General features: G+C 70.3%; 23 protein-coding genes and 1 pseudogene. 11 read left to right on the top strand and 13 right to left on the bottom strand.

Annotated elements, in window-relative coordinates; all coding sequences use genetic code 11:
* Positions 1 to 191: 191 nt before the first annotated feature.
* Together ACQCSZ_RS05160 and ACQCSZ_RS05155 are read right to left on the bottom strand one after the other, a co-directional pair.
* Complete coding sequence (locus tag ACQCSZ_RS05160) at positions 192 to 998, bottom strand: transglutaminase-like domain-containing protein (RefSeq protein ID WP_427007005.1); 807 nt, start codon at positions 996 to 998, stop codon at positions 192 to 194.
* Between the two features lie 75 nt (positions 999 to 1,073).
* Positions 1,074 to 1,916, bottom strand: a complete 843-nt coding sequence (locus tag ACQCSZ_RS05155; RefSeq protein ID WP_427007004.1) for a hypothetical protein — start codon at positions 1,914 to 1,916, stop codon at positions 1,074 to 1,076.
* A gap of 145 nt (positions 1,917 to 2,061) precedes the next feature.
* Between ACQCSZ_RS05155 and ACQCSZ_RS05150 the strand changes: the two genes are divergently transcribed.
* The 3 genes from ACQCSZ_RS05150 to ACQCSZ_RS05140 all read left to right on the top strand — a co-directional run bounded on the left by ACQCSZ_RS05150 (position 2,062) and on the right by ACQCSZ_RS05140 (position 4,072).
* Positions 2,062 to 2,736: a DUF1684 domain-containing protein gene (locus ACQCSZ_RS05150; protein WP_427007003.1), complete on the top strand. Its 675-nt coding sequence runs from the start codon at positions 2,062 to 2,064 to the stop codon at positions 2,734 to 2,736.
* A 108-nt stretch (positions 2,737 to 2,844) separates the two neighbouring features.
* Positions 2,845 to 3,360, top strand: coding sequence for a GtrA family protein (locus ACQCSZ_RS05145; RefSeq protein WP_427007002.1), 516 nt, complete (start codon positions 2,845 to 2,847; stop codon positions 3,358 to 3,360).
* Positions 3,361 to 3,463: 103 nt separating this feature from the next.
* Positions 3,464 to 4,072 carry an NADPH-dependent FMN reductase gene (locus ACQCSZ_RS05140; protein WP_427007001.1) on the top strand — a complete coding sequence of 203 codons (609 nt, stop codon included), beginning with the start codon at positions 3,464 to 3,466 and terminating at the stop codon, positions 4,070 to 4,072.
* Between the two features lie 27 nt (positions 4,073 to 4,099).
* Here ACQCSZ_RS05140 and ACQCSZ_RS05135 read toward each other — a convergent pair whose 3' ends face one another.
* From ACQCSZ_RS05135 to ACQCSZ_RS05105, 7 genes are all read right to left on the bottom strand, one after another.
* Complete coding sequence (locus ACQCSZ_RS05135) at positions 4,100 to 4,927, bottom strand: GAF domain-containing protein (RefSeq protein ID WP_427007000.1); 828 nt, start codon at positions 4,925 to 4,927, stop codon at positions 4,100 to 4,102.
* Positions 4,928 to 5,037: 110 nt separating this feature from the next.
* The gene (locus tag ACQCSZ_RS05130) at positions 5,038 to 6,210 is read right to left on the bottom strand and encodes a cysteine desulfurase family protein (RefSeq protein ID WP_427006999.1); all 1,173 of its coding nucleotides are present in this window, start codon (positions 6,208 to 6,210) and stop codon (positions 5,038 to 5,040) included.
* Between the two features lie 8 nt (positions 6,211 to 6,218).
* Positions 6,219 to 7,217: a carboxylating nicotinate-nucleotide diphosphorylase gene (gene nadC / locus ACQCSZ_RS05125; protein ID WP_427006998.1), complete on the bottom strand. Its 999-nt coding sequence runs from the start codon at positions 7,215 to 7,217 to the stop codon at positions 6,219 to 6,221.
* A gap of 2 nt (positions 7,218 to 7,219) precedes the next feature.
* On the bottom strand, positions 7,220 to 9,028 hold the full coding sequence (locus tag ACQCSZ_RS05120; protein ID WP_427006997.1) for an L-aspartate oxidase: 1,809 nt from the start codon (positions 9,026 to 9,028) through the stop codon (positions 7,220 to 7,222).
* On the bottom strand, positions 9,025 to 10,326 hold the full coding sequence (gene nadA, locus ACQCSZ_RS05115) for a quinolinate synthase NadA (protein ID WP_427006996.1): 1,302 nt from the start codon (positions 10,324 to 10,326) through the stop codon (positions 9,025 to 9,027). Before nadA ends, ACQCSZ_RS05120 begins: the two co-directional genes overlap by 4 nt.
* Positions 10,323 to 11,033, bottom strand: a complete 711-nt coding sequence (locus ACQCSZ_RS05110) for an NUDIX hydrolase (RefSeq protein ID WP_427008257.1) — start codon at positions 11,031 to 11,033, stop codon at positions 10,323 to 10,325. Before ACQCSZ_RS05110 ends, nadA begins: the two co-directional genes overlap by 4 nt.
* Before the next feature lie 203 nt (positions 11,034 to 11,236).
* Positions 11,237 to 11,710: an Lrp/AsnC family transcriptional regulator gene (locus ACQCSZ_RS05105; RefSeq protein WP_427006995.1), complete on the bottom strand. Its 474-nt coding sequence runs from the start codon at positions 11,708 to 11,710 to the stop codon at positions 11,237 to 11,239.
* A gap of 172 nt (positions 11,711 to 11,882) precedes the next feature.
* Between ACQCSZ_RS05105 and ACQCSZ_RS05100 the strand changes: the two genes are divergently transcribed.
* The 7 genes from ACQCSZ_RS05100 (at position 11,883) to ACQCSZ_RS05070 (ending at position 18,260) form a co-directional block, all read left to right on the top strand.
* Positions 11,883 to 13,307: an amino acid permease gene (locus ACQCSZ_RS05100; RefSeq protein ID WP_427006994.1), complete on the top strand. Its 1,425-nt coding sequence runs from the start codon at positions 11,883 to 11,885 to the stop codon at positions 13,305 to 13,307.
* 475 nt (positions 13,308 to 13,782) lie between these two features.
* Positions 13,783 to 14,091, top strand: a complete 309-nt coding sequence (locus tag ACQCSZ_RS05095; RefSeq protein WP_427006993.1) for a hypothetical protein — start codon at positions 13,783 to 13,785, stop codon at positions 14,089 to 14,091.
* 206 nt (positions 14,092 to 14,297) lie between these two features.
* Positions 14,298 to 15,335 (top strand): thiamine pyrophosphate-dependent enzyme, encoded by a 1,038-nt coding sequence (locus ACQCSZ_RS05090; RefSeq protein ID WP_427006992.1) that lies wholly within the window; start codon positions 14,298 to 14,300, stop codon positions 15,333 to 15,335.
* 85 nt (positions 15,336 to 15,420) lie between these two features.
* Positions 15,421 to 16,404: an alpha-ketoacid dehydrogenase subunit beta gene (locus tag ACQCSZ_RS05085; RefSeq protein ID WP_427008256.1), complete on the top strand. Its 984-nt coding sequence runs from the start codon at positions 15,421 to 15,423 to the stop codon at positions 16,402 to 16,404.
* On the top strand, positions 16,397 to 16,726 hold the full coding sequence (locus ACQCSZ_RS05080; RefSeq protein ID WP_427006991.1) for a biotin/lipoyl-containing protein: 330 nt from the start codon (positions 16,397 to 16,399) through the stop codon (positions 16,724 to 16,726). Before ACQCSZ_RS05085 ends, ACQCSZ_RS05080 begins: the two co-directional genes overlap by 8 nt.
* A gap of 4 nt (positions 16,727 to 16,730) precedes the next feature.
* Positions 16,731 to 17,558, top strand: coding sequence for an alpha/beta fold hydrolase (locus tag ACQCSZ_RS05075; protein WP_427006990.1), 828 nt, complete (start codon positions 16,731 to 16,733; stop codon positions 17,556 to 17,558).
* A gap of 51 nt (positions 17,559 to 17,609) precedes the next feature.
* On the top strand, positions 17,610 to 18,260 hold the full coding sequence (locus ACQCSZ_RS05070) for a phosphoribosyltransferase (RefSeq protein ID WP_427006989.1): 651 nt from the start codon (positions 17,610 to 17,612) through the stop codon (positions 18,258 to 18,260).
* A 94-nt stretch (positions 18,261 to 18,354) separates the two neighbouring features.
* Here ACQCSZ_RS05070 and ACQCSZ_RS05065 read toward each other — a convergent pair whose 3' ends face one another.
* Positions 18,355 to 19,701 carry an MFS transporter gene (locus ACQCSZ_RS05065; RefSeq protein WP_427006988.1) on the bottom strand — a complete coding sequence of 449 codons (1,347 nt, stop codon included), beginning with the start codon at positions 19,699 to 19,701 and terminating at the stop codon, positions 18,355 to 18,357.
* A gap of 207 nt (positions 19,702 to 19,908) precedes the next feature.
* Here ACQCSZ_RS05065 and ACQCSZ_RS05060 point away from each other — a divergent pair.
* Positions 19,909 to 20,040: pseudogene (locus ACQCSZ_RS05060) on the top strand (ArsR family transcriptional regulator); the annotation flags it as partial.
* Between the two features lie 67 nt (positions 20,041 to 20,107).
* On the opposite strand, the gene ACQCSZ_RS05055 reads toward ACQCSZ_RS05060, so the two are convergent.
* The 3 genes from ACQCSZ_RS05055 to ACQCSZ_RS05045 all read right to left on the bottom strand — a co-directional run bounded on the left by ACQCSZ_RS05055 (position 20,108) and on the right by ACQCSZ_RS05045 (position 25,910).
* Entirely contained in the window at positions 20,108 to 21,472 is a 1,365-nt protein-coding gene (locus ACQCSZ_RS05055) for an MFS transporter (protein WP_427006987.1), read from the bottom strand.
* A gap of 164 nt (positions 21,473 to 21,636) precedes the next feature.
* Positions 21,637 to 24,738: an AAA family ATPase gene (locus tag ACQCSZ_RS05050; protein ID WP_427006986.1), complete on the bottom strand. Its 3,102-nt coding sequence runs from the start codon at positions 24,736 to 24,738 to the stop codon at positions 21,637 to 21,639.
* Positions 24,735 to 25,910 (bottom strand): exonuclease SbcCD subunit D, encoded by a 1,176-nt coding sequence (locus tag ACQCSZ_RS05045; protein ID WP_427006985.1) that lies wholly within the window; start codon positions 25,908 to 25,910, stop codon positions 24,735 to 24,737. The genes ACQCSZ_RS05050 and ACQCSZ_RS05045 overlap by 4 nt, the downstream gene beginning before the upstream one ends.
* Between the last annotated feature and the right edge of the window lie 77 nt (positions 25,911 to 25,987).

Here is a 25,987-nt window from a genome sequence, read left to right as displayed (position 1 = left end):
TGCGTACCGTTGTGCCCGTCGTGGTCCGGCGGAACGGGTCGGGGTATGAAGGCGGCCACATCCGCCAGCTCGAAGCACTCGGCTAGACCGTAACCCTGACCCCATTTTCATGACCACCGGAGACGCTCTGTGCCGCCGCCGCCGGATACCCACACGCGCACCAACCACAGGCAGGTCATCTCATTTTCGGATCAGCGGAGGGCGACGAGCTTCGCCGGATCCTCGTGGGGCAGCTCGCCGTTGACGACGGCGGTGACCTTGAGTTCCGTCAGCGACAGGCTGCCACCCACGGTGGACAGGAACGCGGTATCGGAGGAGTCGCGCCCGGCCGTGATCCGCAGCATGCTTTCGCGCGGCGCGAGCCCGGTGGGATCGATGACCTGCCAGGCCCCGTTGATGTGGGCCTCGGCCACGGCATGGAAGTCCATCGGGCTCAGTCCCGGCGCATACACGGCGGCCAGGCGGGCCGGGACGTTCCTGGACCGCAGCAGCGAAATGGCGAGGTGGGCGAAATCGCGGCACACGCCGCGGCGGTGCAGCAGCGACTCCACGGCGCCGTCGGTCCCCCTGGAGGAGCCGCTGACGTAGCGGAGTTCGCGGAAGACCCAGTTGCGCACGGCGTGCAGCAGTTCCTCGCCCTGGACGCCGCCGAATTCGGCGTAGGCCGTCGGCAGGAGCCTGTCGGACTCGGCGTAGCGGCTCGGCCGGACATACCGGATGAGTTCCATCAGGCCCGGTTCTTCCGGCAGGGCAAAGCCGGACACCGTGGCGGTGTAGTCCACCAGCACGTCCGCGGGCTCTTCGAATTCCATGTAGTGGAAGCGCCCGCCGTGGTGGTCGTGCAGCTCGGTCAGGGCCACGCCTTCGCCGCCCGCGGTGACGGACAGGGACTCCTCGAGCGAGTCGTACCCGGCGTTCCGGGCCACGGCCACCGCCAGGGCGACTTTGGTGTCGGCCACGGTCTTGAAGGCCAGCCGGGCGGCCACAGTGCGTTCCATGTATCTCCGGGGTGTGAGGTGGCGGCAGGGGAACCGGCCGCCGCCGCCGGCCCGCGGCGGGCGCGGGGAGCGGGACTAGTTTCTGATCTTCAGAGACATTAGCATCCGTTGGACGTTGGCGAATTCGGAGCTCTCGTTGACATATTTTGCGGCCTGGTCAAGGGTGTCGAAGGCCTTCGCCGGGGCGACCTTCTGGTCGGGGGCGAACGTCTTGAGCACCGCCAGGTCCCCGAAGGAATAGTCGCCCCTGCCCTCCGGCCCGCGCACCAGGTTCTGCAGCGCGCAGGACGTGCCCCCGGAGCCGCCCAAGATGTTGGTGATGCCGTAGGAGCCGAAGTATTTGTAGCCCTGGATCACCCGGAACACCACATGGGGATCGATGGTCCCCGCGCCGCCGCCATGCGGAAGCTCCACCGGTACGCTGCTGACGACGACGTACGGCCTCGCGGCCCCGTCGGCGCAGGCAGGCACAGGCTGCGGCTGGAGCCCGGTCTGCAGCGTGGCGAGATAGCCTCCCTTAGCGTCCTTGACCTCGATCTTGAGCGCCCCCGGCATGGTTCCCGAATCCGGCGCGACGGACTGGGCAAGCCATTCCTGTGGCAGCTCGAAACTGACGCTTTTCGCGGGGTCGGTGAAGACCTTCCAGGCCGACGCCGTCGAGCCGGGCGCCGCCGACCCGCCGCCGGAGGCGGTGGCCTCCGCCGTCGCGCCGGGTGAGGCGCCCGTCGACGCGCCCGCGGACGCGCCGGGTGAGCCGCCCGACGACGACGCGTCCGGCGTCGTCGTTCCGGCCGGGCCGCTGCCGGACGTCCATGCCGGCGTTCCCTTCCCGTCGCCGCTGCAGCCGGTAAGCGCGGCCGCGGCGACGCCGAGCGCGGCGGCGATCCGGATCCCGCGTGATAGTGCCGTCCCAGTCATGCTGCCAGCCTAGCCGCCGTGACGACGGACACAGGAAAACGCGCAGCGTCGGTTCGGTGTCGGCTGCCGCGGGGTTGCGCGGGCTCAAGGGTCCGCTCCGCCACGGGCGCAATCCGGGGCCGGGAAACCGGGCTACGCTGGGGGCATGGCGGAACAGCAGTTTGACGGAACGCATTTTGGGGACCAGGACAGCGTGGCGGACATCTCCGCCGTCGACATCGCGGACTGGCGGCTCCGGACCTTTGCCCTCTACGCCACCGTGCGGCAGATCGCCGCGGACGACCCCGCCGAGGCCCATTCCTACTGGCGCCAGGAGCGCGACCGGATGTTCGGCACGCACCCCGCATCGCCGCTGACTGCCGCCGCCAAGTCCAGCTTCGACGGGCTGAAGACGGCGGACTACGATCCGATCTACCGCTTCCACATCCCCCTCACCAGTGAGGGCGCGGGCCGGGAAATGAACGTTGAGACCGGGACCGACGGCCTGGTGCGATTCGTCCGGCTCGGGACGTTCGACCTTCCCGAGATGGGACAGCTGGCCGTCTGGAAGCTGAACGGCTACGGCGGCGGGATCTTCGTGCCGTTCCGTGACGCCACCGCCGGACAGCCCGGCGGCAGCTACGGCGCGGGGCGGTACCTGCTGGACACCATCAAGGGCGCCTTCCACGGCGTGCACGGTTCCGGCCCGAAGGCGGAGTTCGTCGTGGACTTCAACTTCGCCTACAACCCGTCCTGTGCCTACAACGAGGCGTGGGCATGTCCCCTGGCCGGTCCGTCCAACCGGCTGGCCGTGGAGATCCCGGCCGGCGAGCTGTACTGAGCGAGCTGTACTGAGCGGACTGTACTGGGCGGGCTTTGCCGGACGGGCTCTACCGTGCGGCCCGGCACTTTTTCGCGGAACGCGGCCGTACTGTGACAGTCTGGACGGATGGAATCCCCTGCCGCCCCGGCCACCGATCCCGGGCAGCAGCTCCTTCCCGCCAGCCCTGTGCCCGCCGGTTCCCGCCAACCGGCAGCGCTCCGGCGCCGCGGGATCTTCCGCTACCCGCTGGCCCGGCAGCTTGTCCGGTTCACCGGCGTCGGCATCGTCTGCACCGTGGCGTCCCTGGCCCTCTATGCGGTTCTCCGGCCGTGGATCGGATCCCAGCCGGCCAACGCGGCGGCCCTGATCATCACCTCGCTGATGAACACGGCGCTCAACCGGCGGCTGACCTTCAAGATCACCGAGCGCCGGCGGATGAAGCGCGACCACCTCAACGGGCTGATCGTGATCCTGGTGGCGCTGCTGATCACGGGCGGCAGCCTGGGGGTCCTGCACTGGGTCAGGCCGGACGCCTCGGTGGCCGATGAACTGTGGACCACCACCCTGTCCGGATTTATCGCCACGGCCGTGCGGTTCACCCTGCTGCGGCACTGGATCTTCCGCCGCGCCCGGCACCGCTGACCATCCCGCCTTCCCCGGCTGGCGCACGAATGTGTGGAAGATTCGGCGCTTCCGGGTTGTTGACCTGATGGAGGGGAAACACGTTCCGGAAAGGAATTCCGCCATGATCCGCATAGCTGTCGTGCTCGGGAGCACCAGACCGGGGCGGCTGGGAAAGCCCGTGGCCGACTGGGTGCAGGCCCGGGCAGCGGAGCGCGGCGACGCCGCCTTCGAGGTCCTCGACGTCGCCGACTTCGGCCTGCCGCTGCTGGACGAGCCGGTGCCCCCGTCAAGGGGCCGGTACAGCCAGGAGCACACGAGGGCCTGGTCGCAGGCGGTCAACGCCTTCGACGGCTACATTTTCGTCACCGGCGAGTACAACCATTCCATTCCCGGGGCACTGAAGAACGCGCTGGACTACCTGTACAAGGAGTGGAACAACAAGGCCGCCGGATTCGTCAGCTACGGCAGTGCCGGCGGCACCCGGGCCGTGGAACACCTCCGGTCCGTGGCCGGGGAGTTGCAGATGGCGGACGTCCGCGCCCAGGTCGCGCTGCCGTTGGCCACCGAGTTTGAGGGCTACCGTACCTTCACGCCGTCGGAGAGTGCCGAAAAGAACCTGCAGACGCTCTTGGACCAGGTCATCGCCTGGGCCGGTGCCCTCAAGGTCCTCCGCCCCGGAAAGGAGCAGGACACGGGGGCCTACACCCTGGCCGGCCCAGGCAAGGGCTGAGGCAGCACCGGCAACGACTCGGGGCGCTCAGGCGGTGCTTCCCGCGCTCCCGCGGGACGGAACGGTTCGACCGGCGGGCCGGGCTTTCCTGGCCGGAGCCGGCAGGCCGTCGGGGCCGTCGTGCAGGTCGGGGTGGGGGCTGGGCGGCGAACCGGCGGTAACGATGTCCAGGGCCGCCTGCTCAAGGTCCGCAGACCTCCGTGCGGCGGTGTGGAGGTAGTGGGAAGCTGCCTCGTAACTGAGCCGGTATTCGTCCATGAGGATCCGCAACGCTTCACCGACGAGGTCACGGGATCCGGGTGCGGGGAGACGCCCGGCGTCGGTTTCTTTCTTCGCGGACAGCTGCATTGCGAGGCTGAGTCCGCGCATGCCCTGCCGGGTGTAGCTGCGCGCCTTGGTGATGTCCTCGCTGGTGAAGGAGTGCGGCAGCGGCGCGTACAGGTTGACCGAGGCGGCGAACACGCCTTCTGACACCAGGGGAACGGACAGCAGGGACCGGACCCCGTAACCGGCAACTGCACTCGCGTATCCCGGCCAGCGGCGTTCCAGGCCGGCATCACCGACATGCACAAATTCGCCGCCGCGCATTGCCGTCAGGGCCGGACCGTCGTCGAAAGAATGCTGGATCCGGTCGATGGCCGCCGTGTGGGCGCTGTCTGCCACCCAGGTGCTGGTTTTCCCGGCCCGGAGAATGGCGAGGGCCCAGTTCATTCCCCGGCCGGCGCCGCCGAGATCCGCCATCAACGCGGCCAGGACGCTCCGGAGGAAGGTGCCGACCTCAGCGCTGTCCAGCACCAGGTCGAGGATGGCGGCGGGCGGTCCGCCTGTGGGGTCCGCTGCAGTTCTGTCGGCCATGCTCCACGCCTAAATATCGCGACGCGACGGCTCGCTGCTGAACCGCTATGAAAAGCATACGTCCGTCAGCATGCCGCCGGTCATGGCCCTGGAAGGCCGGGCAAGCCGGGTCAGGCAGTCTGGCCGAGGGCCCGGACGCTTCCGACGGCGTTGCGGACGGCCGCCGCCGCCTCCTGCAGTTCCGCTGCCGTGATCGTGGAATCGAAGCTGAACCGGACCGCCGTCTGGGCCACCTCGGCGTCGATACCCATCGCCAGCAGCACCGGCGATGCCTCGTCCGAGCCTGCAGCGCACGCCGAACCGCTGGAGCAGATGACGCCCTGGCGCTCGAGTTCCAGCAGCACGGATTCACCGCTGGTCCCGGGGAAGCAGAACGACGCCACCGAGGGCAGCCGCTCGGTGGGGTGGCCGGTGAGGACCGCCCCCGGGACGGCCGCCAGGACGGACCGGATGAAGTCATCCCGCAGCGCCGCAACCCGGGCCGCCGGATGGTCCCCGGTCCCCGGACGCGACGGCCCGGCCAGCGTGAGCGCCGTCGCCAGCGCCACGGCGCCGGCGACGTTTTCGGTGCCCGAGCGGCGGCCGCGTTCCTGCCCGCCGCCGTGGACCAGCGGCTCGAGCCGGATCCGGCCGCGGACAAACAATGCGCCGCTGCCCTTGGGGGCGCCCAGCTTGTGCCCGGAAATGCTCAGCGCGTCCACGCCCAGCGCCGCAGTGTCCAGCGGCAGCCAGCCGGCGGCCTGGACCGCGTCGGTATGGAACGGGATGCCGTGTTCGCGGGACAGCGCCGCGAGGCGGGCCACGGGCTGCACGGTCCCGACCTCGTTGTTGGCGTACATGATGCTGACCAGCGCCGTCTCCGGCCGGAGCACCGCGGCCAGGGCCTGCTCCGTGACCTGCCCGTAGGCGTCCACCGGAACCACGTCGACGGCGAAGCCGTGGACCCGCTCGAGGTAGCGCGCGGATTCCTGCACGGCGGGATGTTCGACGGCGCTGATCGCCACCCGGTCCAGCCGCGGGTCCGCCGCGTGGCGGGCCAGGGCGATGCCTTTGACGGCCAGGTTGTCCGCTTCCGTGCCGCCGGAGGTGAAGATGATCTCCCCCGGGCGGGCGCCCAGGGCCCTGGCCGTGGCCGTGCGCGCCCCGGCGAGCGCGGCGGCTGCCGCCTCACCGAGGGAATGGTGGCTTGACGGGTTGCCGAATTCGCCGCTGAGATAGGGCCACATGGCCTCGAGCACCTCGCGGCGGACCGGCGTCGTGGCCGCGGCGTCCAGGAAGATCATGGCGTGCCTCAGCCTGCGGCCTGCGCGACGGCGGCCGGCTCTGGGCCGGTTTCTACGGCCTGCTCGGCGTGCGGTTCAACGTCCAGTTCAACGTCCAGGCCCAGGTCCAGGGCGGTGACGCTGTGGGTGAGGGCACCGATGGAGATCACGTCGACGCCGGTGGCGGCGATGGCCGCCACGGTGGACAGGTTGACGTTGCCGCTGGCCTCGACCCGGGCGCGGCCGCCTACCAGTGCCACGCCGGCGGCGAGGTCCGCCAGCGGGAAGTTGTCCAGCATGATGGTGTCCACGCCGGCGGCCAGCACCGGTTCGATCTGCTCCATCCGGTCCACCTCCACCTCGAAGTGCGTGGTGTGGCCCAGCTGCGCCTTCGCTGCGCGCAGCACGCCGGTGAGCCGCCCCGGGTCTCCCCCTGTGAGGACGGCCAGGTGGTTGTCCTTGGCCAGCACGGCATCGGAGAGGCTGAAGCGGTGGTTGGCGCCGCCGCCGCAACGCACCGCGTAGCGTTCCAGCACGCGCAGCCCCGGCGTCGTCTTCCGCGTGTCGGTGATCCGCGCCCCGGTGCCGTCCACGAGCGCGACGAATTCCGTGGTCCTGGTGGCGATGGCGCTCATCCGCTGGACGAGGTTCAGGGCCACCCGCTCGGCCAGGAGCACGGCGCGGGCGTTCCCGGTGACCCGTGCCAGCACCGTCCCGGCGGTGAAGGAGGCGCCGTCCGCCACGAGCAGTTCGACGGCGGCATCCGGGTCCGTCAGCTTCATCGCGGCAGCGAACACGTCCCCGCCGCTCAGCACGCCGGGCACGCGGGCGGCCAGGACCGCCGTCGCGCGGGCCTGCGCCGGGATGAGCGTCTGGGAGGTGATGTCGCCGTACGGCGCGTCCTCGGCGAGCGCGGCCCGGAGCACGGCCAGGACCGCGGCCTCCGGCAGGGTTCCGGCGAGCGCCGCGGGGGCGGTTGGTGCCTGGCGCACGGCGGTGCCGCGGGCGGGGGCCTGGATTGCTGTCATGGCTAGATCCTTTGCATGGAGAAGGTGCCGGCGGCCTGGGCTGTGTCGTGTGCTGTGTCATGTGCCGTGTCGTGTGCTGTGTCGGCGCGGTAGTGGGCGCCGACGGAGACGCTCCGCTTCCGTGCCGCCGCCACGAGGAGCCGGGCGGCGAGCAGCAGGTTCCGGTCCTCGTGCTCCCACGGGTCCGCCACTTCGGGGCTGTCGATAGATTCCGACCAGTTGGCCAGTTGCGCGGCTGCAGCGTCGAGTTCCGGTCCCGTGCGCAACACTCCAGCGTGCGCGGTCATCAGCCGCCCCAGGGCGTCGCGTGAAAACCGCCCGGGAACAAGCACAGGTTTCACAACATCCTCGGGGACAACCGGTGAGGTTCCCTCCCCCCACCCAAAGTCGAGCTGTCCGTCGTCGACTGCGGGTGCTCCGGAAGCGTGCGTCAAGGGGAGGCCGCCCGCGGCCGAGACAGCACGCGGAGCAGTGCCGTCGTGCGACGGTTCGTCACTCAGGAAGGCCTCGACGGCGCGGCGGCCGAACACGAGACCCTCGAGCAGCGAATTGCTGGCCAGCCGGTTGGCACCCTGAACTCCGGTGCAGGCAACCTCGCCGGCTGCGTACAGCCCCGGAACCGAGGTGCGGGCCCAGACGTCGGTGGACACACCGCCCATCCAGTAGTGCGCGGCCGGGGACACCGGGAGCGGTTCCGCGGTCCAGTCGTAGCCGGCGGCGCGGGTCGCGGCGCTGATCGTGGGGAACCGCCGGGCCAGGAACCCGGCACCCCGGTCGGCTTCGATGCCGCGGGCGTCGAGGTAGACCGGGCTGTCGGCGGGGGCGCCGGTGGCGGCCAGGTGCAGTGCGATGCTGCGGGAGACGACGTCGCGCGGGGCGAGTTCCGCGTCCGGGTGGTAGTCCGGCATGAAGCGGTAGCCGGCGGCGTCGAGCAGCAGCGCCCCCTCGCCCCGCACCGCCTCGGAGATCAGCAGTGCGGGCGGTCCGCCCGGGACTTCCTCCGCGGCCAGCGTGGTGGGGTGGAACTGGAAGAACTCGAGGTCCCGTACGTCCGCTCCCGCGCGCCAGGCCAGGGCCAGGCCGTCGGCGGTGGCCACGGCGGGATTGCTGGTCCGGGCAAACAGCCTGCCGGCGCCGCCGGTGGCGAGGAGCACCGCGTCGGCGGCCAGCCGCTTCGGCGCCCCGTTGGACAGGTAGGCGACGCCGGTGACCCGGGCCGCCGTCGTCGGGCCCCCCGCCGGAACCGCAGTCCCGATCCCGGTCCCGGTCCCTGCGTCAGCCTGGTCCGTCAGGAGTCCGGTGACGAAGGCGCCGGTCTCCACCCGGAGCCGTCCCTGCACGGCGCGTTCGAGGACGGCGGCGACCAGCCCGCGGGCGATGCCGGCTCCGGTCGCGTCGCCGCCGGCGTGCAGGATGCGCGGGGCGGAGTGCGCGGCCTCGAGGCCCAGGGCCGGGCCGCCGCCGGGCCCGGCGTCGAACCGCACGCCGAAGCGCCGCAGCCCCGCGATGTCCCGGACGGCTTCCGTGCACAGGATCCGGACGGCCTCGGGGTCGTTCAGCCCGGCGCCGGCGGCGAGGGTGTCGGCGATGTGGGCGGCCGCGGAGTCGCCCGGAGCCGCCTCTCCGGGTGAGAGCACGGCCGAGACGCCGCCCTGGGCGTAGAAGGTGTTGCTCGCCTCGAGCGTGCCCTTGCTCAGGAGCACCACCTCGGCCGCCGGGGCGCCGTGCCGGCGCGCATCGGAGGCCAGCAGCGCAGCGTAGAGTCCGGCGATTCCGCTGCCGACGATCACCAGACGCAGCGGCCTGGTCATGGCCGGGCCGCCAGCATCCGCTCCAGGGCGACCTTTGCCGGGGCCGCGACTGCGTCCTCCACGGTGATGCGGTTGACGACCTCGCCGTTGACCAGGGCCTCCAGGACCCAGGCGAGGTAGCCGGGGTGGATGCGGTACATCGTGGAGCAGGGGCAGATCACCGGGTCCAGGCAGAACACGGTGTGCTGCGGGTATTCGGCGGCCAGCCGGTTCACCAGGTTGATCTCGGTGCCGATCGCGAAGGTTGTCGGCTCGGTGGCGGCGGCGATGGCCTTGCGGATGAAGTCGGTGGAACCGGCGGAATCCGCCGCGTCCACCACCTCCATGGGGCATTCCGGGTGCACGATGACCTGGACGCCGGGGAACTCGGCGCGGGCCTTCTCGATCTGGCCCACGTTGAAGCGCTTGTGGACCGAGCAGAAGCCGTGCCACAGGATCACGCGGGAGTCCTCGAGGGTCTGTTCGTCGTTGCCGCCGAGGTCCTTGCGCGGGTTCCACATGGGCATCTGCTCCAGCGGCACGCCCATGGCCTTGGCGGTGTTGCGGCCCAGGTGCTGGTCCGGGAAGAACAGCACGCGCTGGCCGCGCTCGAACGCCCATTCGAGCACCGTGGCGGCGTTGGAGGAGGTGCACACGATGCCGCCGTGCTCGCCGCAGAAGCCCTTCAGCGCGGCGGAGGAATTCATGTAGGTGACCGGGATGACCGGGACCCGGCCGTCGGCGTCGGGCTCGGTGCCGAACAGCTCCTCCAGCTGTTCCCAGCATTCGGTGACCGAATCGATGTCCGCCATGTCCGCCATGGAGCAGCCGGCGGCAAGGTTGGGCAGGATCACGGCCTGCTCCGGCCGGGACAGGATGTCCGCGGTCTCGGCCATGAAGTGCACGCCGCAGAAGATGATGGCCTCGGCGTCGGGCCGGGTCAGGGCCGCGTTGGCCAGCTGGAAGGAGTCGCCCACGAAGTCGGCGTATTCGACCACCTCGTCGCGCTGGTAGAAGTGGCCCAGGATGACGGCCCGGTCCCCCAGCACCGCCTTGGCCGCGCGGATCCGGGCGTCAAGCTCGGCGTCGGACGCCCGCTTGTATTCCTCCGGGAGCTGGACCTGGCGCGGGGTCGCGGGCGGGGCGACGTCGGCGGAGGACGCGCCGGGGCCGTAGGCAGGCACACCGGCGAGGGCCTCGGCGAGGTCGTAGTCCCAGGGTCCGCGGGCGAGCGCCGGGCTGCAGGTCGAGGCCGCCGCCGTGTTTTCCTCGGCCTGTTCGCGTGTGATCAGCTGGATTGCCGTGTTGACGCTGCTCATGGTGTGCTCCTGTTATCTGGGTCAAGGCCGGGGCGGCCGGTGAAGCGGTAGAGGCGGGGCGGGCGGTGCTTGCCGCCCTGCAGGTACTGGTCGGTTTCTTCGATCTCCGGCGTGGCTTTGATCTGGCGGCGGAAGTTGGCCGGGTCCAGTTCGCGGTCCAGGACCGCCTCGTAGACCTCCCGGACCTGGGCCAGGGTGAAGTACTCGCCGAGCAGGTGGTAGGCGATGGAGCCGTAGGCCATCTTGTTCCGCAGCCGCCAGAGCGCGTAGTCGACGATCGCGTTGTGGTCGAAGGCCAGCCCGTCGAGCCGGTCCGCCCGGAACCACCGGACGTTTTCGGATTCGTCGGCGAGCGCGGCCTCGGTGGGCTGGACCAGCGCCCAGTACACGATCGAGACCACGCGCTGGGTCGGCGAGCGGTGCAGCCCGCCGAAGGCGTAGAGCTGCTCCAGGTAGCTGGGCGCGAGTCCGGTGGTTTCGCGCAGGTTCCTGGACGCCGCGTCCTGCAGGGATTCGGCGTGGGTCAGCGGACCGCCCGGGAGGGCCCACAGGCCCTTGAACGGTTCCCTGATCCGGCGCACGAGCGGGATCCAGAGGGTGGGACGGCCGGACCGCTCGCTGGGGCGCAGTGCGAAGATCACGGTGGAGATAGCCAGCGACGGCGGCGCGGACTGGCGCTCGGTGACGTTGGCGGCTGTCGTGAAAATGGTGGTTCACCCCGCAATCCGGGCTCCCGGATGTCCCGTGTGGGGCTGTCCGGAGCGGTCCGGCCCGACCGCCGGATTAGTTATGGTCACTTTGACTAGAACTAAGTGTAAGGCCCGTTGCCCATGATGCAAAATGTTTCGGCTCACCGGACGCTCCGGCCTGCCGAACAACCTCGGCGTCGTCTAGCTCAGCGTCGTCTAGCTCAGCGCCCCCGGGCGGCCGCTTCCAGCAGCGGCAGGGTGCGGCCCTGGAAATGGGTGTTGAGCACAATCACGGAGGAGGAGCGCAGCACCGTCCGGGTGGCGATCATCGCATCGAGCACCCGCTGCAGGTCCGGGTTGGAGCGGGCGGCGATGCGGGCCATCAGGTCCGAACTGCCGGAAACGGTGTGGATCTCGATCAGTTCCGGGATCTCCGCGAGCGCTTCGACGACGGCGTCGTGCCCCAGGTCCTGGTTGATGGTCAGGGAACAGAAGGCCACCACCGGATAACCGAAATGCGCGGGGTCCGGCAGCGGGACCCAGGAAGCGATGACACCGGTGGCGGTCATCCGGTCCAGCCGGGACTGGACCGTGGCCCGGGCAATCTTGAGAACCCGCGACGCTTCCAGCACCGAGGCTCTCGGCGAGTCTGTGAAGAATCGGACAATTCTCGCGTCCACCGCATCAACGTTCATCGAATTTCCTTTTCTCACGATACTCTGCAGCACAAAAAGCCGAATTTTGTGGCTGTTTCCCCGCAAACTGCGTCCATGATCCCACGGACCGTATGCGCACCCCCGGGCGGGACGGTAAATTCACTATGTCCCACAAGGACCCCAGACACCGACCACAAGAAGGTTCGCAAGCATGACGATGAAGTCGACGATGATTTCCACCGCAGTGCGTCCGGCCACACAACTGGGCCACAGCATGAAGCCGCGCCAACTCACCATGATGGGACTCGGCAGCGCGATCGGCGCCGGCCTGTTCCTGGGATCAGGAGCCGGGATCGCGGCAGCGGGCCCGGCCGTGCTGATCTCCTACCTCGTGGCCGGCACCCTGATCATCCTGGTCATGTGGGCCCTGGGCGAGATGGCCGCGGCCAACCCGAACAGCGGCGCGTTTTCCGTGTACGCGCAAAAGGCCCTGGGCAAGACGGCGGGCGCCACCGTGGGCTGGCTCTGGTGGCTGCAGCTCGTGGTGGTCATCGCGGCCGAAGCCCTCGGGGCCTCCGGACTGCTGTTCACGGTCTGGCCGGTGATCCCGGTCTGGGCCCTGTCGCTGATCTTCATGGCGCTGTTCACGGCCATCAACCTCGCCGGGGTGAAGAACTTCGGCGAGTTCGAGTTCTGGTTCGCCATCCTCAAGGTGGCCGCCATCGTGCTGTTCCTGGCCGTCGGCGCCGCCCTGCTGCTCGGCTGGCTCCCCGACGTCGCCTCCCCCGGACTGCGCAACGTCACCTCGGACTTCGCTCCGGCGGGCCTCGGCGGCATCGCCACCGCCCTGTTCGTCGTGATCTTCGCCTTCGGCGGCACCGAGATCGTCAGCGTGGCAGCGGCCGAGACCGAAAACCCGGAACACAGCGTGGGCCAGGCCATCCGCACCGTCGTCTGGCGGATCCTGGTGTTCTACATCGGCTCCGTCTTCGTCATCGCGGCGGTCCTCCCGTCGACGTCGCCGGCACTGAAGTCGCCGTTCGCCGGCGTCCTGGACGTGGCCCGGATTCCGGGGGCGGGCACCGCCATCACCCTGGTCGCCGTCGTCGCGCTCCTCTCGGCGCTGAACGCGAACCTCTACGGCGCGTCACGGATGGTGTACTCGCTGTCCGGGCGCGGCGAGGCTCCGCGGATCCTGTCCAGGCTCAGCCGGGCCAGGGTCCCAATGGTGGCCGTCGGCGTCTCCGTGGCGTTCGGCTTCCTGGCCGCGGTGCTGGAACTGCTCTTCCCGGACCGGATCCTGCCGGCCCTGTTCCAGCTGGTCGGCTCCACGTGCCTCGTGGTGTGGGGCACCGCCCTCGTGTCCCAGTTGGTCCTCCGCCGCCGGGCCGACCGGGACGGCACCGCCCTGCCGCTGCGGATGAAGGGCTTCCCCGGGCTGACCGTTTTCGGGCTCGCGCTCCTGGCGCTGATCTTCGCGGTCGGCTTCAGCAGCCCGGACAGCAGCAGGCAGCTTTTCAGCACCATGGCCCTCGTCGCCGGCATCGCCGCGGCCTGCTGGATCGGCGACCGGCTCACCCGCTCCCGCCGCGCCGGACGGACCGACACCACCGCGGACCTGCCCCGCAAGCTGTAGCGCCGCCCTGAAGACTGGCTCCATTGTCAGAAGAACAATGGAGCCAGTCTATGGGGTTGGGAATCGTCACTTTGAGGGAAATGACGTGTGGCGTGCCCCCAACCGGGCTACTGGGCCACGGGGTAAGAGTAAGTTCCGGAGCTGGGCTTTTCCTTGCCCGGGTATCGACGCGCCGCGGATCGCCAGCGTGACGCGTGGGCTGGCAGTGGCCGCTCGGGCAACGATATGGGGACGAGTTTCGGGCGGGAGTATTCGCTCGTCACTCACCCACCATAATGAGGAAATGGCGCCCCATTGCTGGTATCCCGTTCGCAACAGCAGCCCGCCATATTCGGTCATGGGTGCGGTCATTGCCGTCCTGGTAGTTGCTGCTGCATCCGGGTGCGCCTCCTCCTCGGGGAACGGAGAACCGCCCTGTCTCCCGCCCGCCTTTTCAGTGGACCCGCCGGGCGCGAAAGCCGGTGAGAAGGTCACGGTGGCAGCGCCCGACGCCGGCTGCAATCCCCGCTACGGCGAGAACGCCCGCATCCAGGTGATCGTCACCGATGCGACCGGCGCGGAAGTCGTCAACACCACTGCCCCGATGAACGACGCCGGCGGATTCACCTACACCTTTGAGGTCCCGGCCCGGACGGCCGCCGGCGATGCGGCCGTCACTGCCATGCCGTACAACATCGACTGGTGCGATGACACCGGCAGGAACAACCGTACCGACGGAGCCGCTGTAACCCTTCGAGGGGCCTCATGTGCCCCACCAACGAAGCCCCTTGGCATCACCCGATAGGGGCCGTCGGCCCCTGCCGGCCCAAGTAACTCGCAGCAGTTGTCGTTTTGGGCGCTCAAAACAGCAACAACTGCGAGCCAGTTGGGGCGGGACGTGCTGCACAAACTGCAAGGCGGGACGGCACCACGGCCCGCAAGGTTGTGCAGTCTGGCCAGGGATTCCTGAGCTGATTGCACGGCCGCGCGGGGGTGACTAGGGTCACAGGCATGGACACCCTTCCGCCCCCGGCTTCCGGTGAATCCGCCGCGCCGCCCACTCCTGCCCAGCTGCGCGAGCTCTATTCGCTGATGGTGGCCGTCCGCCACCTCGACACCTCCGCCATCGCCTGGCAGCGGCAGGGCCTCATCCCCGGCTACGCGCCCGAACTCGGGCAGGAAGCGGCCCAGGTGGGCAGCGGCTACGCCGTGGACACCACCCGCGACTTCGTCTTCCCCACCTACCGCGAGATGGGGGTCGCCCGGACCATGGGCGTGGACATGGTGGCCTACATGTCCACGCACAAGGCGACCTGGCACGGCGGACTCTACAACCCGCTCGAATCACGTCTGGCCCCGATCCAGGCCGTCGTAGCCGGCTCGGTGCTGCACGCCGTCGGCTGGGCGCACGGCCAGACCCTGGATGCGAAAGACGGCGTGGCGCTGACCTACTTCGGCGACGGCGCCTCCTCGCAGGGCGACGTGCACGAGGCCATGAACTTTGCCGCCGTGATGAAGGCCCCCGTGGTGTTCTTCGTCCAGAACAACGGCTGGGCCATCTCGGTCCCCACCGAGCGCCAGGTAGCCGGCGGCTCGGTCGCCGCCCGCGCCGCCGGCTACGGCATCCCCGCGCTGCAGGTCGACGGCGACGACGTCCTCGCCGTCCTCGAGGCCACCCGCGGCGCCTTCGCGCACGCCCGCGCCGGCAACGGCCCCGCGGTCATCGAGGCCATGACCTACCGCCGCGGACCGCACTCCACCGCCGATGACCCGGGCCGCTACCGCTCCCTCGAGGAGGAGCGCGACGGCGCCGGCGCGGACCCGCTGGAACGCTTCCGGCAGCGGCTGCTCGCCGACGGGACAGCGGACGAGGCGTTCTTCGCCGCGGCCCTGGCCGCCGCCAAGGCCGAAGCGGAACAGGTCCGCGCCGGCCTCACCGCCCTCGGATCCCGCCCCGGCACGGAGATGTTCGACCTGGTCTTCCAGGAAACCACCCCGGCCCTGCAGGCGCAGGCCGCCAGCTGGCGCGAGGAGTCCGAACATGTCTAACTCGATTCTCGAAGGCGAAAGTGCCGGATTTCGACAGGCTCAATCACCGGCACAGGCGCAATCACCGGCAAGCACAACCACCGTGATGTCCATGCAGCAGGCACTGAACCTGGCCCTCGACGAGGTCCTGGCGGAAAACCCCCGGACCCTGGTCTTCGGCGAGGACTGCGGCCGGCTCGGCGGCGTCTTCCGCATCACCGACGGGCTGCAGGCCAAACACGGCGCGCAGCGGGTCTTCGACACCCCGCTGGCGGAATCCGGCATCCTCGGCATGTCCGTGGGCCTGGCGATGGCAGGCTTCCACCCCATCCCCGAGGTCCAGTTCGACGGCTTCGCCTACCCCGCGATCAACCAGATCGTCTGCCAGATCGCACGGATGAACTACCGCAGCCGCGGCACCCTGCCGATGCCGATCACCCTGCGGGTGCCCAGCTTCGGCGGCATCCGTGCCCCCGAGCACCACGGCGAAAGCCTCGAGGCGCTCTTCGCCCACGTGCCGGGGCTCAAGGTGGTCTCGCCGTCGAACCCGCACGAGGCCTACCACCTGCTCAAGTACGCCGCCACCCGGCCAGACCCGGTGATCTTTCTGGAGCCGAAGTCGCGCTACTGGCAGAAGGGCGACGTCGACCTCGCCCAAGGCGATGCTGCCGGCGGCTCCCCCACCGGCGCGAAGGTGATGCGGGCGGGCCGCCATGTCACGCTCGTCGCGTGGGGCGCCATGGTGGCCCGCTGCCTGCAGGTCGCCGGGCTCGCCGCCGAGGACGGGATCGACGTCGAGGTCCTGGACCTGCGCTGGCTCAAGCCGATCGACGCGGAGGCGCTGGCCGCCTCCGTGCGCAAGACGCGCCGCGCCGTCGTCGTCCATGAGGCGCCGCTGACCTCGGGGCTCGGCGCCGAGGTGGCGCAGCTGATCACCCAGGCCTGCTTTGACACGCTCAAGGCGCCGGTGGAACGCGTCACCGGCTTCGACGTCCCCTACCCCTCGGGCGACCTGGAGGACGAATACATCCCGAACATCGACCGGATCCTCTTCGGCATCCAGCGGGTATTGGAGTACAATCGTGGCTGAAATTTCCTTTCCGCTCCCCGATCTCGGCGAGGGCCTGATCGAGGCGACCGTGCTCGAATGGCTGGTTTCGCCGGGCGATCAGGTGGAACGCAACCAGCCCCTCGTGGAGGTCGAGACCACCAAGTCGGCGGTTGAATTGCCCAGTCCGCAGGCAGGTAAAGTGGTGCGTACCTGCGGCGGGCCCGGCGACACGATCAATGTCGGCGAGCCCCTGATTGTGTTTGAGGTGCCGGACAACACCGCCGGGATCGTGGGCACGGTCCCGCAGGACGAGGCACCGAAGCGCCGGGTCCGCCTGAGCGCCGTACTTGATGAGGACTGACACCATGAGCGGCAGACACACCGGCGAGCAGCATTCCCACACCGTCGAGGGCACCGACCCCCAGCTCTATGTCGCGGTGCACGAGCCCGCGACGGACGCCGGGCTGCGGCCCGTGATGCTGCTGCACGGCTTCTCCTCCTCCGCCAAGCTCAACTGGGAGGACACCGGCTGGCTGGCCGCCCTGCTCGAGGCAGGCCGCCGCGTCATCACCGTCGATCTGCCGGGCCATGGCCGCAGCGGCGCCCCCGAGGACATGGACTCGTACGCGCCGAGCCGGATCCGCGCGGACCTGCTGCAGATCGCGTTCGACGCCGGCACCCGGCCCCTGCGCGACGGCGACCCGGGCAGCGGGCTGGATCTGATCGGCTACTCCCTGGGCTCCCGGCTGGCCTGGGAGTTCGGCGCCACCCAGCACGAACTCGTCCACCGCCTCGTCCTGGGCGGCCCGAACACCGCCGATCCGCTCGCCGAGTTCGACCTCGTCGCCGCGCAGCGGTACCTCGCCGACGGCACCCCGATCGCGGACCAGTCCACGGCGGGGCTGCTGAAGATGGCCCAGCTGCTGCCCAGCAACAACATCTTCTCGCTGCTCTCCCTCGTGGAGGCGATCAAGGGCGAGCCCTTCGACCCCGCCGAGGCCGTCCCGCGGATGCCCATGCTGCTCGTGGCCGGGGACAAGGACGATCGTGCCGCGTCCCTGCCGGAGCTCGCCGCCCTGGGCGCCAAGGCAGGCGCCATGGTCGAGCAGGTACTGCTGCCGGGCCGGAACCACACCAACGCCGTCACCAGCCGCGCGTTCAAGCAGGAGGCCATCAGCTTCCTGGCCGCCTGAACCATGCCGGGCCGTCCAGGGCGTCCCGGGCCAGACCCGAAGGGGAACCCCATGGGAATGCGCTTCACGGACCGCGGGGAGGCCGGCCGGCTGCTCGCCGCCGCCCTCCCCCAGTTCCGCGGACGCGCCGGCACGGTGGTGCTGGGCCTGGCCCGCGGCGGCGTACCGGTGGCGGCCGCCGCCGCGGACGCGCTCCGGCTGCCCTTCGGCGCCCTGCCGGTCCGCAAGCTGGGGGTCCCCGGCCACGAGGAAACAGCCTTCGGTGCCCTCGCCTGGTCCCCCGGCAAGGTGGTCCGCGTCCTCAACGGGCCCCTCGTGGTCCGGCTCCTGGAACTGGGCTTCCCGCAGTCGTCCCTGGACCGGGTGGAACACGACGGGCGCGCCGAACTGGAGCGCCGCGCAGGGCAGTATCCGGGCACCCGGGACGAGCTGCGGGACCGCACCGTCATCCTGGCCGACGACGGCCTGGCCACCGGCGCGACCATGCGGGCCGCCATCGAGGCGGTGCGGCGAGCCGGGGCGGCACGCATCGTCGTCGCGGTCCCGGTGGCCGCACTGGACGCGCAGACGTCCCTGGAGCCGTTCGCCGAGGCCGTCGTCAGCCTCTTCATCCCCGGCGGGTTCCGCAGCGTCGGCAGCTACTACCGCGCGTTCGGGCAGGTGAGCGACGACGACGTCGTCCGGCTGCTCCGCGCCCGGTAACCGCAGGACCACCACCCGCAGGGCCACAGCAACGCGGGGTCACATCGGGCCCGTCCGGAGGCCCCGGACGGGCGCGATGTGACCCCGCGTTGACTTAGTGCTTGGCGGGCTCGTGGGCGTGGACACCCAGCGGCCGGCCCCGGGTTTCCTTGGCCAGCAGGACGCCGACGGCGGAGATGACGCACAGGATCATGATGTAGATCCCGATCGAGCCGGTCCACTTCGTGCTCTGCAGCAGCGATTCGGCGATCGTGGCGGCGAAGGCGCCGCCCAGGATCGCGCCGAAGGCGTACCCGATCGAGATGCCCGAGTAGCGCACGTTGGCCGGGAACATCTCGGCGTACATGGCGGACATCGGGCCGTAGGACAGGCCCAGGCCGATGGTCAGGACGAACAGCGCGGTGCCGTAGAGGACGATGTCCTTGGTGTCGATCAGGGCGAACATCGGGATCATCCAGGCGAAGACGATCGCGTAGCCGATCAGGAAGGTCTTGACGCGGCCGATCTTGTCCGAGAGCCAGCCGCCCACGAGCGTGAAGATCAGCCAGCCGAAGGAGGCCAGGGTGGTGGCGAGCAGGATCTGCGGGGTCGGCATCTTCAGCGATTTGGTGGCGTAGGAGATGAAGAACGCGATGAGCAGGTAGCCGGCGGCGTTGTTGCCGATGAAGATCATGGTCGAGTAGAGCACGGCCTTCTTGTGGAACTTGATCAGCTGGCCCAGCGGGGCCTTGCTTTCTTCCTTGCGGGCGGCCATCTCCTTGAAGACCGGGCTCTCGCCGACGGCACGGCGGATCAGGTAGCCCACCACGATCAGCACGATGGAGAGCAGGAACGGCACCCGCCAGCCCCAGGCGGCGAAGTCTTCCTTGGACATGCTGGTGTTCAGGAAGTACAGCAGGCCGGTGGCCAGGATCATGCCGACCGGGACGCCGATCTGCGGGTATGCGCCGAACAGTCCGCGCTTGCTCTTGGGTGCGTGCTCCACGGCCATCAGGGCAGCGCCGCCCCATTCACCGCCGGCGGAGAAGCCCTGGATGACGCGGAGGAGGATCAGGAGGATCGGTGCCCAGACGCCGATCTGGCCGTAGGTCGGCAGCATGCCGATCAGGGCCGTGGCGGCACCCATCATGATGAGCGTGAAGACCAGCATGGCCTTGCGTCCGAGCCGGTCACCGAGGTGGCCGGCAATGACCGCACCGAGCGGGCGGAACAGGAAGCTGATGCCGATCAGGGCGAAGGACAGGATCTGCGCCAGGCCCGGGTTCGAATCGTTCAGCGGGGCCAGGAACAGCGCCGACAGCAACGTCCCTGACAACTGGGCAAAGATGAAGAAGTCGTACCACTCGATGGTGGTGCCGACCAGCGTCCCGGCGAGGACCTTGCGTTCCTCATGCTTGCTGCTGGGTCCCGCCTCGGAATCGACGGATGAAGTTGCGGTCATTGGAACTCCGTTGCTGGGGGCAGAGGCACTGCCCGGGTGGGTGCGAGGTGATTTACTGATCGTTCGGTCAGTTGGTACTGAGTACACTACTACGGAAATGTGACAAAGGGCACATGATTCTTGCGAGGGGGCTCCCGCCGGCATCGTCTGCGGCGGACGGCCGGCCGGCTCAGTCCTCGCGGGTCCGCCTCGACCGGCAGCGCCATTAGGCCGGTCCGGGTCCCGGGCGGGCGTCCGGCTGCCCTCGCCGTCGTGTACATCCGCACCAGCGAGGATCCGGCCGACGTGGCGGCCGCGCTGGCGGCCGGCGCCGTCCGCATCGAGGGCCAGCTGGGCTGAGGCCTGCCTTCCCTGACAAGCGGACCGAGGTGCCCCCTTCCCAACTGGCCCGCATTAGTTGCCGTTTTCAGCCCGCAGAACGACAACTACCGCCAGCTACTTGGACCGGGGCCGTCGTCTTCCATCGCGGGAGGACGACGGCGGCTGCCGCACCCAGGAGGAACAGCGCCGCGGCGGCGCAGGCCGGGACGAGTAACGCCGCGGAGTAGCCATGGTCCTGTGCCAGCCGCCCCGCGATGGAGGACCCCAGGGCCGTGCCGGCGACAATGCCGCTGGCCAGTGCTGTCATGACCGTGCCGAGCTTGCCGGTCGGGGCCACGAGGCCGCCGGCGGCGAAGACCGTGACCATGAGCGGTCCCACCGGCACTCCCAGGACCAGGAGTACGAGGATCATCGGCAGCGCCGTCGAAGGCAGGAGCAGCAGCACGGCGAGCCCGGCCATCAGCGCCGCGCAGACCAGCCAGCGGGCGTGCACCGTGAACCGCCGGGGCCAGTAGGCGACCGAGAGGGCAGCCGCGGCTGAGCCTATGCCCATCACGGCGTACAGCAGGCCGGCCAGTTCGGAGCCCGCGAAGCTTGCGGAGAAGGAACTCAGGGAGGTTTGCGTGGAGCCGAAGAAGGTGCCCATGCACACCATGGCGAGCACGGGCAGGGCGACGGCGGCGACGGTCCCGATGCGCTGGCGTGCCGTCAGCGCGTCACGGCGCTTTTCCTGCGCGGAGCCTGCGGTCCTGGCCGGGGTGCGTACCACCGCATGATGGGTGGGGTGCGTGGCGAAAGCGGGCACGAGGGTGATGGTAAGCGCGGCGGCGAGGGCCAGGGGCAGCCACGGCGCAATCAGGCTGGCGAGGATTCCCACCAGCGCGGGGCCCAGGACGAAGGTCAGCTCATCCGCAGTGCTTTCGTAGGACAGGGCAGTGTCCAGGTCCGCGGTGTTGGCGTCACGCCCGCCTCGGGAGGTCAGGGCCATCCAGCGGACCCGTGCCAGGGGTCCGACCTGAGGGCAGCTGGCACCGGCCACGAACGCGGCGGCAAGCACCGGCACCGCGGTGGCCATGTCCTGCCCGCCCGGGATCAGATAGGCGGCGAGGATCAGGGCGACGACGGCGACGGTGTTGAAGATCGCGGCAAACACCAGCACGGGGCGCTGGCCCAGCCGGTCCGCCAGAGCGCCGAGAATGGGAGCACCAAGCGCGGAGCCGATGCCGACGGCCCCAGCCGAGGCTCCGCCAATGGCGTAGGAGCCGGCGACGGCGGTGACCAGGGTCAGGGCGCCCATGGTGAGCATGGCCAGGGGCAGGCGGGCGAAGAGTCCCAGCGGGATGAAGCTCCGGCCGGCAAGGAGCGGGAGCCGTGCGAAGCGGCCGCCGGTGCGGGGTTCGGAGGTGGGCGCGGCGGAAACGGGAGGCTGGAAAGACGTTGAAGGGGTCATGATTCCGGGTTCGTTCAATGCTGCGCATCGTCCCTCCTCCCGATGCGCGCGACCCGGTAACTGTTCAATAGTAGCGGCGTTGGCCATGGTGGCAAGGGTCTTGCCTGCCACCATGGCCAACGGAATTCCGCCTGCTCAGCCTTGCCCGGCTCAGCCCTGCCGGCTCAGCCCTCGGCGTCGTCGGAGATGTGCAGGGTGGACCCGTTGCGGCCCTTGACCACCTGGAGCTGGGTGCTGATGCGCTGTTTCATTTCCCCCACGTGGCTCACGAGCCCGACCACCCGGCCGCCGTCCCGGAGTCCTTCGAGGGCGTCCATCACCTGTTCGAGGGCCTGTTCGTCGAGGCTGCCGAATCCCTCGTCGACGAAGAGGGTCTCGATGTCCACCCCGCCGGATTCCTGCTGCACCACGTCCGCCAGCCCCAGGGCCAGGGCCAGGGAGGCCATGAATGATTCGCCGCCGGACAGCGTTGCCGTGTCGCGGCGCAGTCCGGTCCACTCGTCCACGACCTCCAGGCCCAGCCCGGATTTCGCCCCGCGTGCGGCCTTGGCGTCCGTGTGCTCCAACGTGTAGCGGCCATCGCTCATGCCGACCAGCCGCTCCGAGGCGGCGACTGCCACCTGTTCCAGCCTGGCGGCGAGCACGTAGCTGTTCAGGCTCATGCGGTACGTGTTGTCTCCGGCGCCCCGGGCGGCGTCGGCCAGGGCGTTCAGGAGTGCTGCGCGTTCCCGCGGCCCGCTGCCGGTGGCGGCGAGCCCGGCGTACTCGGCCGTGATCCGGCCCAGGGTGCGCACGGACTTCTCCGCAAGGCCGGACCCGAGCGCGGCGTCCCGCGCCTCGCGTTCAGCCAGGGCAGCAGCTGCCTGGAGCCGCTCCAGGACGTCGTCCCCGAGCGGTCCCTCGGCCTCCAGCTCCCGGGCAGCCAGGGCGAGTTCCTCACCGGCGAAGAGCTCTTCAACCCGTGCGGCTTCGTCCTGTCCGGCACGGATGGCCGCTTCCAGCACCGCAGCCTCGGGCGCCGCGAGCAACGCGGCACGGGCCTCGGCCGCGGACTCGAAGCCGGACGCGGGAAGCGCCTGCTCCACCTGTTGCCGCACGCCTGCCGTGCGGGTCCGGGCCTGTTCCAGTCCGGTCCGGGCATCCTCAGCCCGTTCCAGGACCGCCGTCGCCTTGCCGACGGCGGCGATACGCCCCGCCAGGGTGCGGTGGCCGGAGCGCAGTTTCCCGAGGGACAGTTCGAGGGCGTCCGCCTGTTCCTGGACTTCCGCCATGGTGGATTCCGTCTGGGCGATGCCGGCGGCAGCCTCCGCCTGTGCCTGTTCGGCGGCGGAGATCTCCTCCGCAAGCTCGGCCTGCCGGGCGCGGCTGACGGCGAGCCCCTTGGCTGCGGCGGCGGCTTCGGCCGCCCGTTCCGTGGCCACGGCCGCGTCACGGCGTGCTTCCTCGGGCGCGGTGCTGCCGCCCTGCGCCGCCAGGACGGCGACCTCCTGCTGGGCATCGGCAAGTCGGCGCTCCAGCGCGGACAGCGCCGCTTCCGCGGCCTCGCAGGCGTCCTGGGCGGTCTGCTCCGCCTCGGCGACGGCCAGTGCGGACGCCGCGGCCTGGGCGGGCGCCGGATGGTCCGGACTGCCGCACACCGGGCAGGCGACGCCGGAGAGCAGCTGCGCGGCGAGCTCGGCGGCGGCATTGGCGAGCCGCTCCTCGCGGAGATCAAGCCAGCGCTGGCGACGGTCCTGGTGCTCGTCCCGCGCGAGCCGGTGGCGTTCCGCCACGCCGGCGCACGCCGCCTCGGCCGCCGCATGGCGCCCGACCATGGCCACGAGCTCCCCGGCCGCCGCAGCCTCCTTGGTCCGCAGCCGGACCTCGGCCGCGAGTTCCTCGAGCGGACGGAGACCTGCGAGCAGCCCGGCCGTTTCCGTGCGCAGGGTGTCTAGGGCCGCAGCGCCCGAATTGCGGTCCGCGGTGAGCTGCTCCAGCGCCGTGCCCAGCTGGCCGGCGCGCGCGATCAGCCCGGCAAGCCTGGACTCCTCGGGCAGCCGTTCCTCCAGCACCGCCCGCACCGAGCGCAGGCGGACCAAGGCGCTCCGCAGGGCAGTGCCGTCGAGGGTTGCCCCGCCGGCAGGAGGGCCCTGGCGGTCCGGGCCGGCGGCTTCCGTGCCGGTGAGTCCGGGGCCGGCGGCTTCGAGGTCCGTGAGTTCGGGGTCGCTGAGAGCCGCCGTGTGCAGTTCCGCGGCCGCCCCGGCCATGGCCTGGGCTGCCGTCTCCTCGGCGTCCGCGGCGCGTTCCACGGCCTGCAACTGGCCGCCGAGCACCTCGGCCCTGCGGTGCAGGCCCAGCTTGCCGGTCCTCGCGGCGAGGACGGGCGCGGCGGACTCGGCGCCGGACCGACGAAGTTCCGCGGCGGCAAGCCTGGCCTGGCGCGCCGCGCGCGCCGCCGCGGCGTCCAGTCCCGCCGCGTGTTCGGCCCTGCGCCGCTCGACCTCTGCCGTGGCCGCCTGGCGTACCTTGGCCGCGGAGGCCGCACTGTCCCCCAACCAGGCCAGGAGCGCATCGGCGTCTTCGCGGTCCGGGGCCCCGGCCGTATCGAGTTCGAGGGCCGTCGTCTCTGCCTCGGCCCGGGCGAGCAGCAGTTCCAGCTGGTTGTTGAGGCCGGCGACCTCGGCCCGGGCCGCCTGTGCCTTCCGGGCCAGTTCCTGTTCCACTGCTTCGAAGCGCTGCGTACCGAACAGGCTTTGCAGCAGTTCAAGGCGGTCCGTGGCCTTGGAGCGCAGGAAGGCCGCGAAGTCCCCCTGCGGCAGCATGACCACACGGGTGAACTGCTCCCGGTTCATGCCCAGAATGTCGGCGATCTCAGCCGCTGCCTCGTCGTTGCGGCCCGACTTCTCCAGCCAGGCGCCGTCAACGCGTTCGCGCAGCAAAGTGTTCGCCTTTTGGGCGGTGGAACCGTTCTTGCCCCTGGCGCTGGGCCTGTCCCAGGCGGGCGACCGGGACACTTCAAAGTGCCTGCCCTTGGCCGAAAACTCGCAGGTGACACGCGGTTCGACGGCGGCCTCGGCGTGGTCGCTGCGCAGCCGCTTGCCGTCCTGCCGGGCGCCGGGCACCGAGCCGTACAGGGCGAAGCAGATGGCATCCAGGACGCTGGTCTTGCCTGCGCCGGTGGGCCCGTTCAGCAGGAAGAGCCCGTGCGCGCTCAGGCGGTCGAAATCGATGTGTTCGGTGCCGGCGAACGGGCCAAAGGCGGAAATCTCGAGACGGTGGATCCTCACAGGGATGTCCCTTCCAGGCGGACGGCTTCCAGGGCTTCGGCGAGGACTGCCGTTTCGGCGTCGTCTGCGTCCCGGCCCCGGACGTGCGCCAGGAAGCCGGAGCAGATGGACAGGTCGTCGTCGGCCTCGGCGAGCCGTCTGCTGTAGCTGGTCCTGGCCGCCGCGGCCGCCCCTTCGGGCTCGAACCCGAGCACCAGGGTGTCCGGAAAACGGGCGCGCAGCCTTTCCATGGCCTGCGCTGGGCGTTGGGCGTCCGTCAGCGTGACCTGGCAGTAGGCGTCCTCGGCCCAGGCGAATTCCTCCGCCGAGAGCAGCTCCTCAAGCCTGCCCCGCAGCACGGCCAGGGTCCGCGGCGCCTCCCAGAGCACCTCCGTGACGCCCGTGATGCCCGCGGCCCCGACGTCCACCAGCCAGCCGCCCTTCCGGTGCTTGGCCTCGGAGAAGGAGTACGCGAGCGGTGATCCTGAGTAGCGCACGGCGGGCGAAAGCTCCTGCCGGCCGTGCAGGTGCCCGAGCGCGGCATAGCCGAACCCGTCGAAGAGATCCAGCGGCACGGCACCCACCCCGCCGATGCTCAGGTCCCGCTCGCTGTCCGAGCTGATTCCGCCGCTCGCGAAGGTGTGGGCCAGCACCACGGAATGAACCGTCCGCGTCGCGGAACGGACGCCGAGATCGTCCCGGATGAGTGCCGTCGCGGCCCGCGTCACCTCGTAATGGCTCGCCGTCTCAACCCCCAGCTGGTCCGCGACCAGCCGGGGCTCCAGCCAGGGAATGCCGTAGACCGCCAGCACGGGGCCGTCCTCGCTGCCCTCGTCGAGCGGGAACAGGACGGGTTTGTCCAGCTCGGTCAGCCGCGTCCGCAGATGCACACCGCCGCGCTCCAGCAGCCGGGAGGCGAACCCGAGCCGGATGGCCGAATCGTGGTTCCCGCTGGTCAGCACCACCTGGGCGCCGGCGCCCGTGATCCGCACCAGCGCGTCGTCGAGCAGGCCGACGACGTCGACTCCGGGCAGGGCGCGGTCATAGACGTCCCCGGCGATGAGGACGACGTCGACCGCTTCCTTCCGGACGAATGTGACGAGCTGGTCCACGAAGGCGCGCTGGGCGTCGAGCATCCCGACGCCGTGGAATGACCGGCCCAGGTGCCAGTCCGAGGTGTGCAATAACCGCATGCTCCTACGGTATCGGCTGCCACCGACAGTTTTGTGCAGCCGCCCCGACCGCAACGCGGGGTCACTTACGGCCTATC

Origin of the sequence: Pseudarthrobacter sp. H2 (assembly GCF_050157045.1) — a bacterium.
Classification (GTDB): Bacteria; Actinomycetota; Actinomycetes; order Actinomycetales; family Micrococcaceae; genus Arthrobacter.
This window is presented reverse-complemented; position numbering and strand designations above follow the sequence as displayed.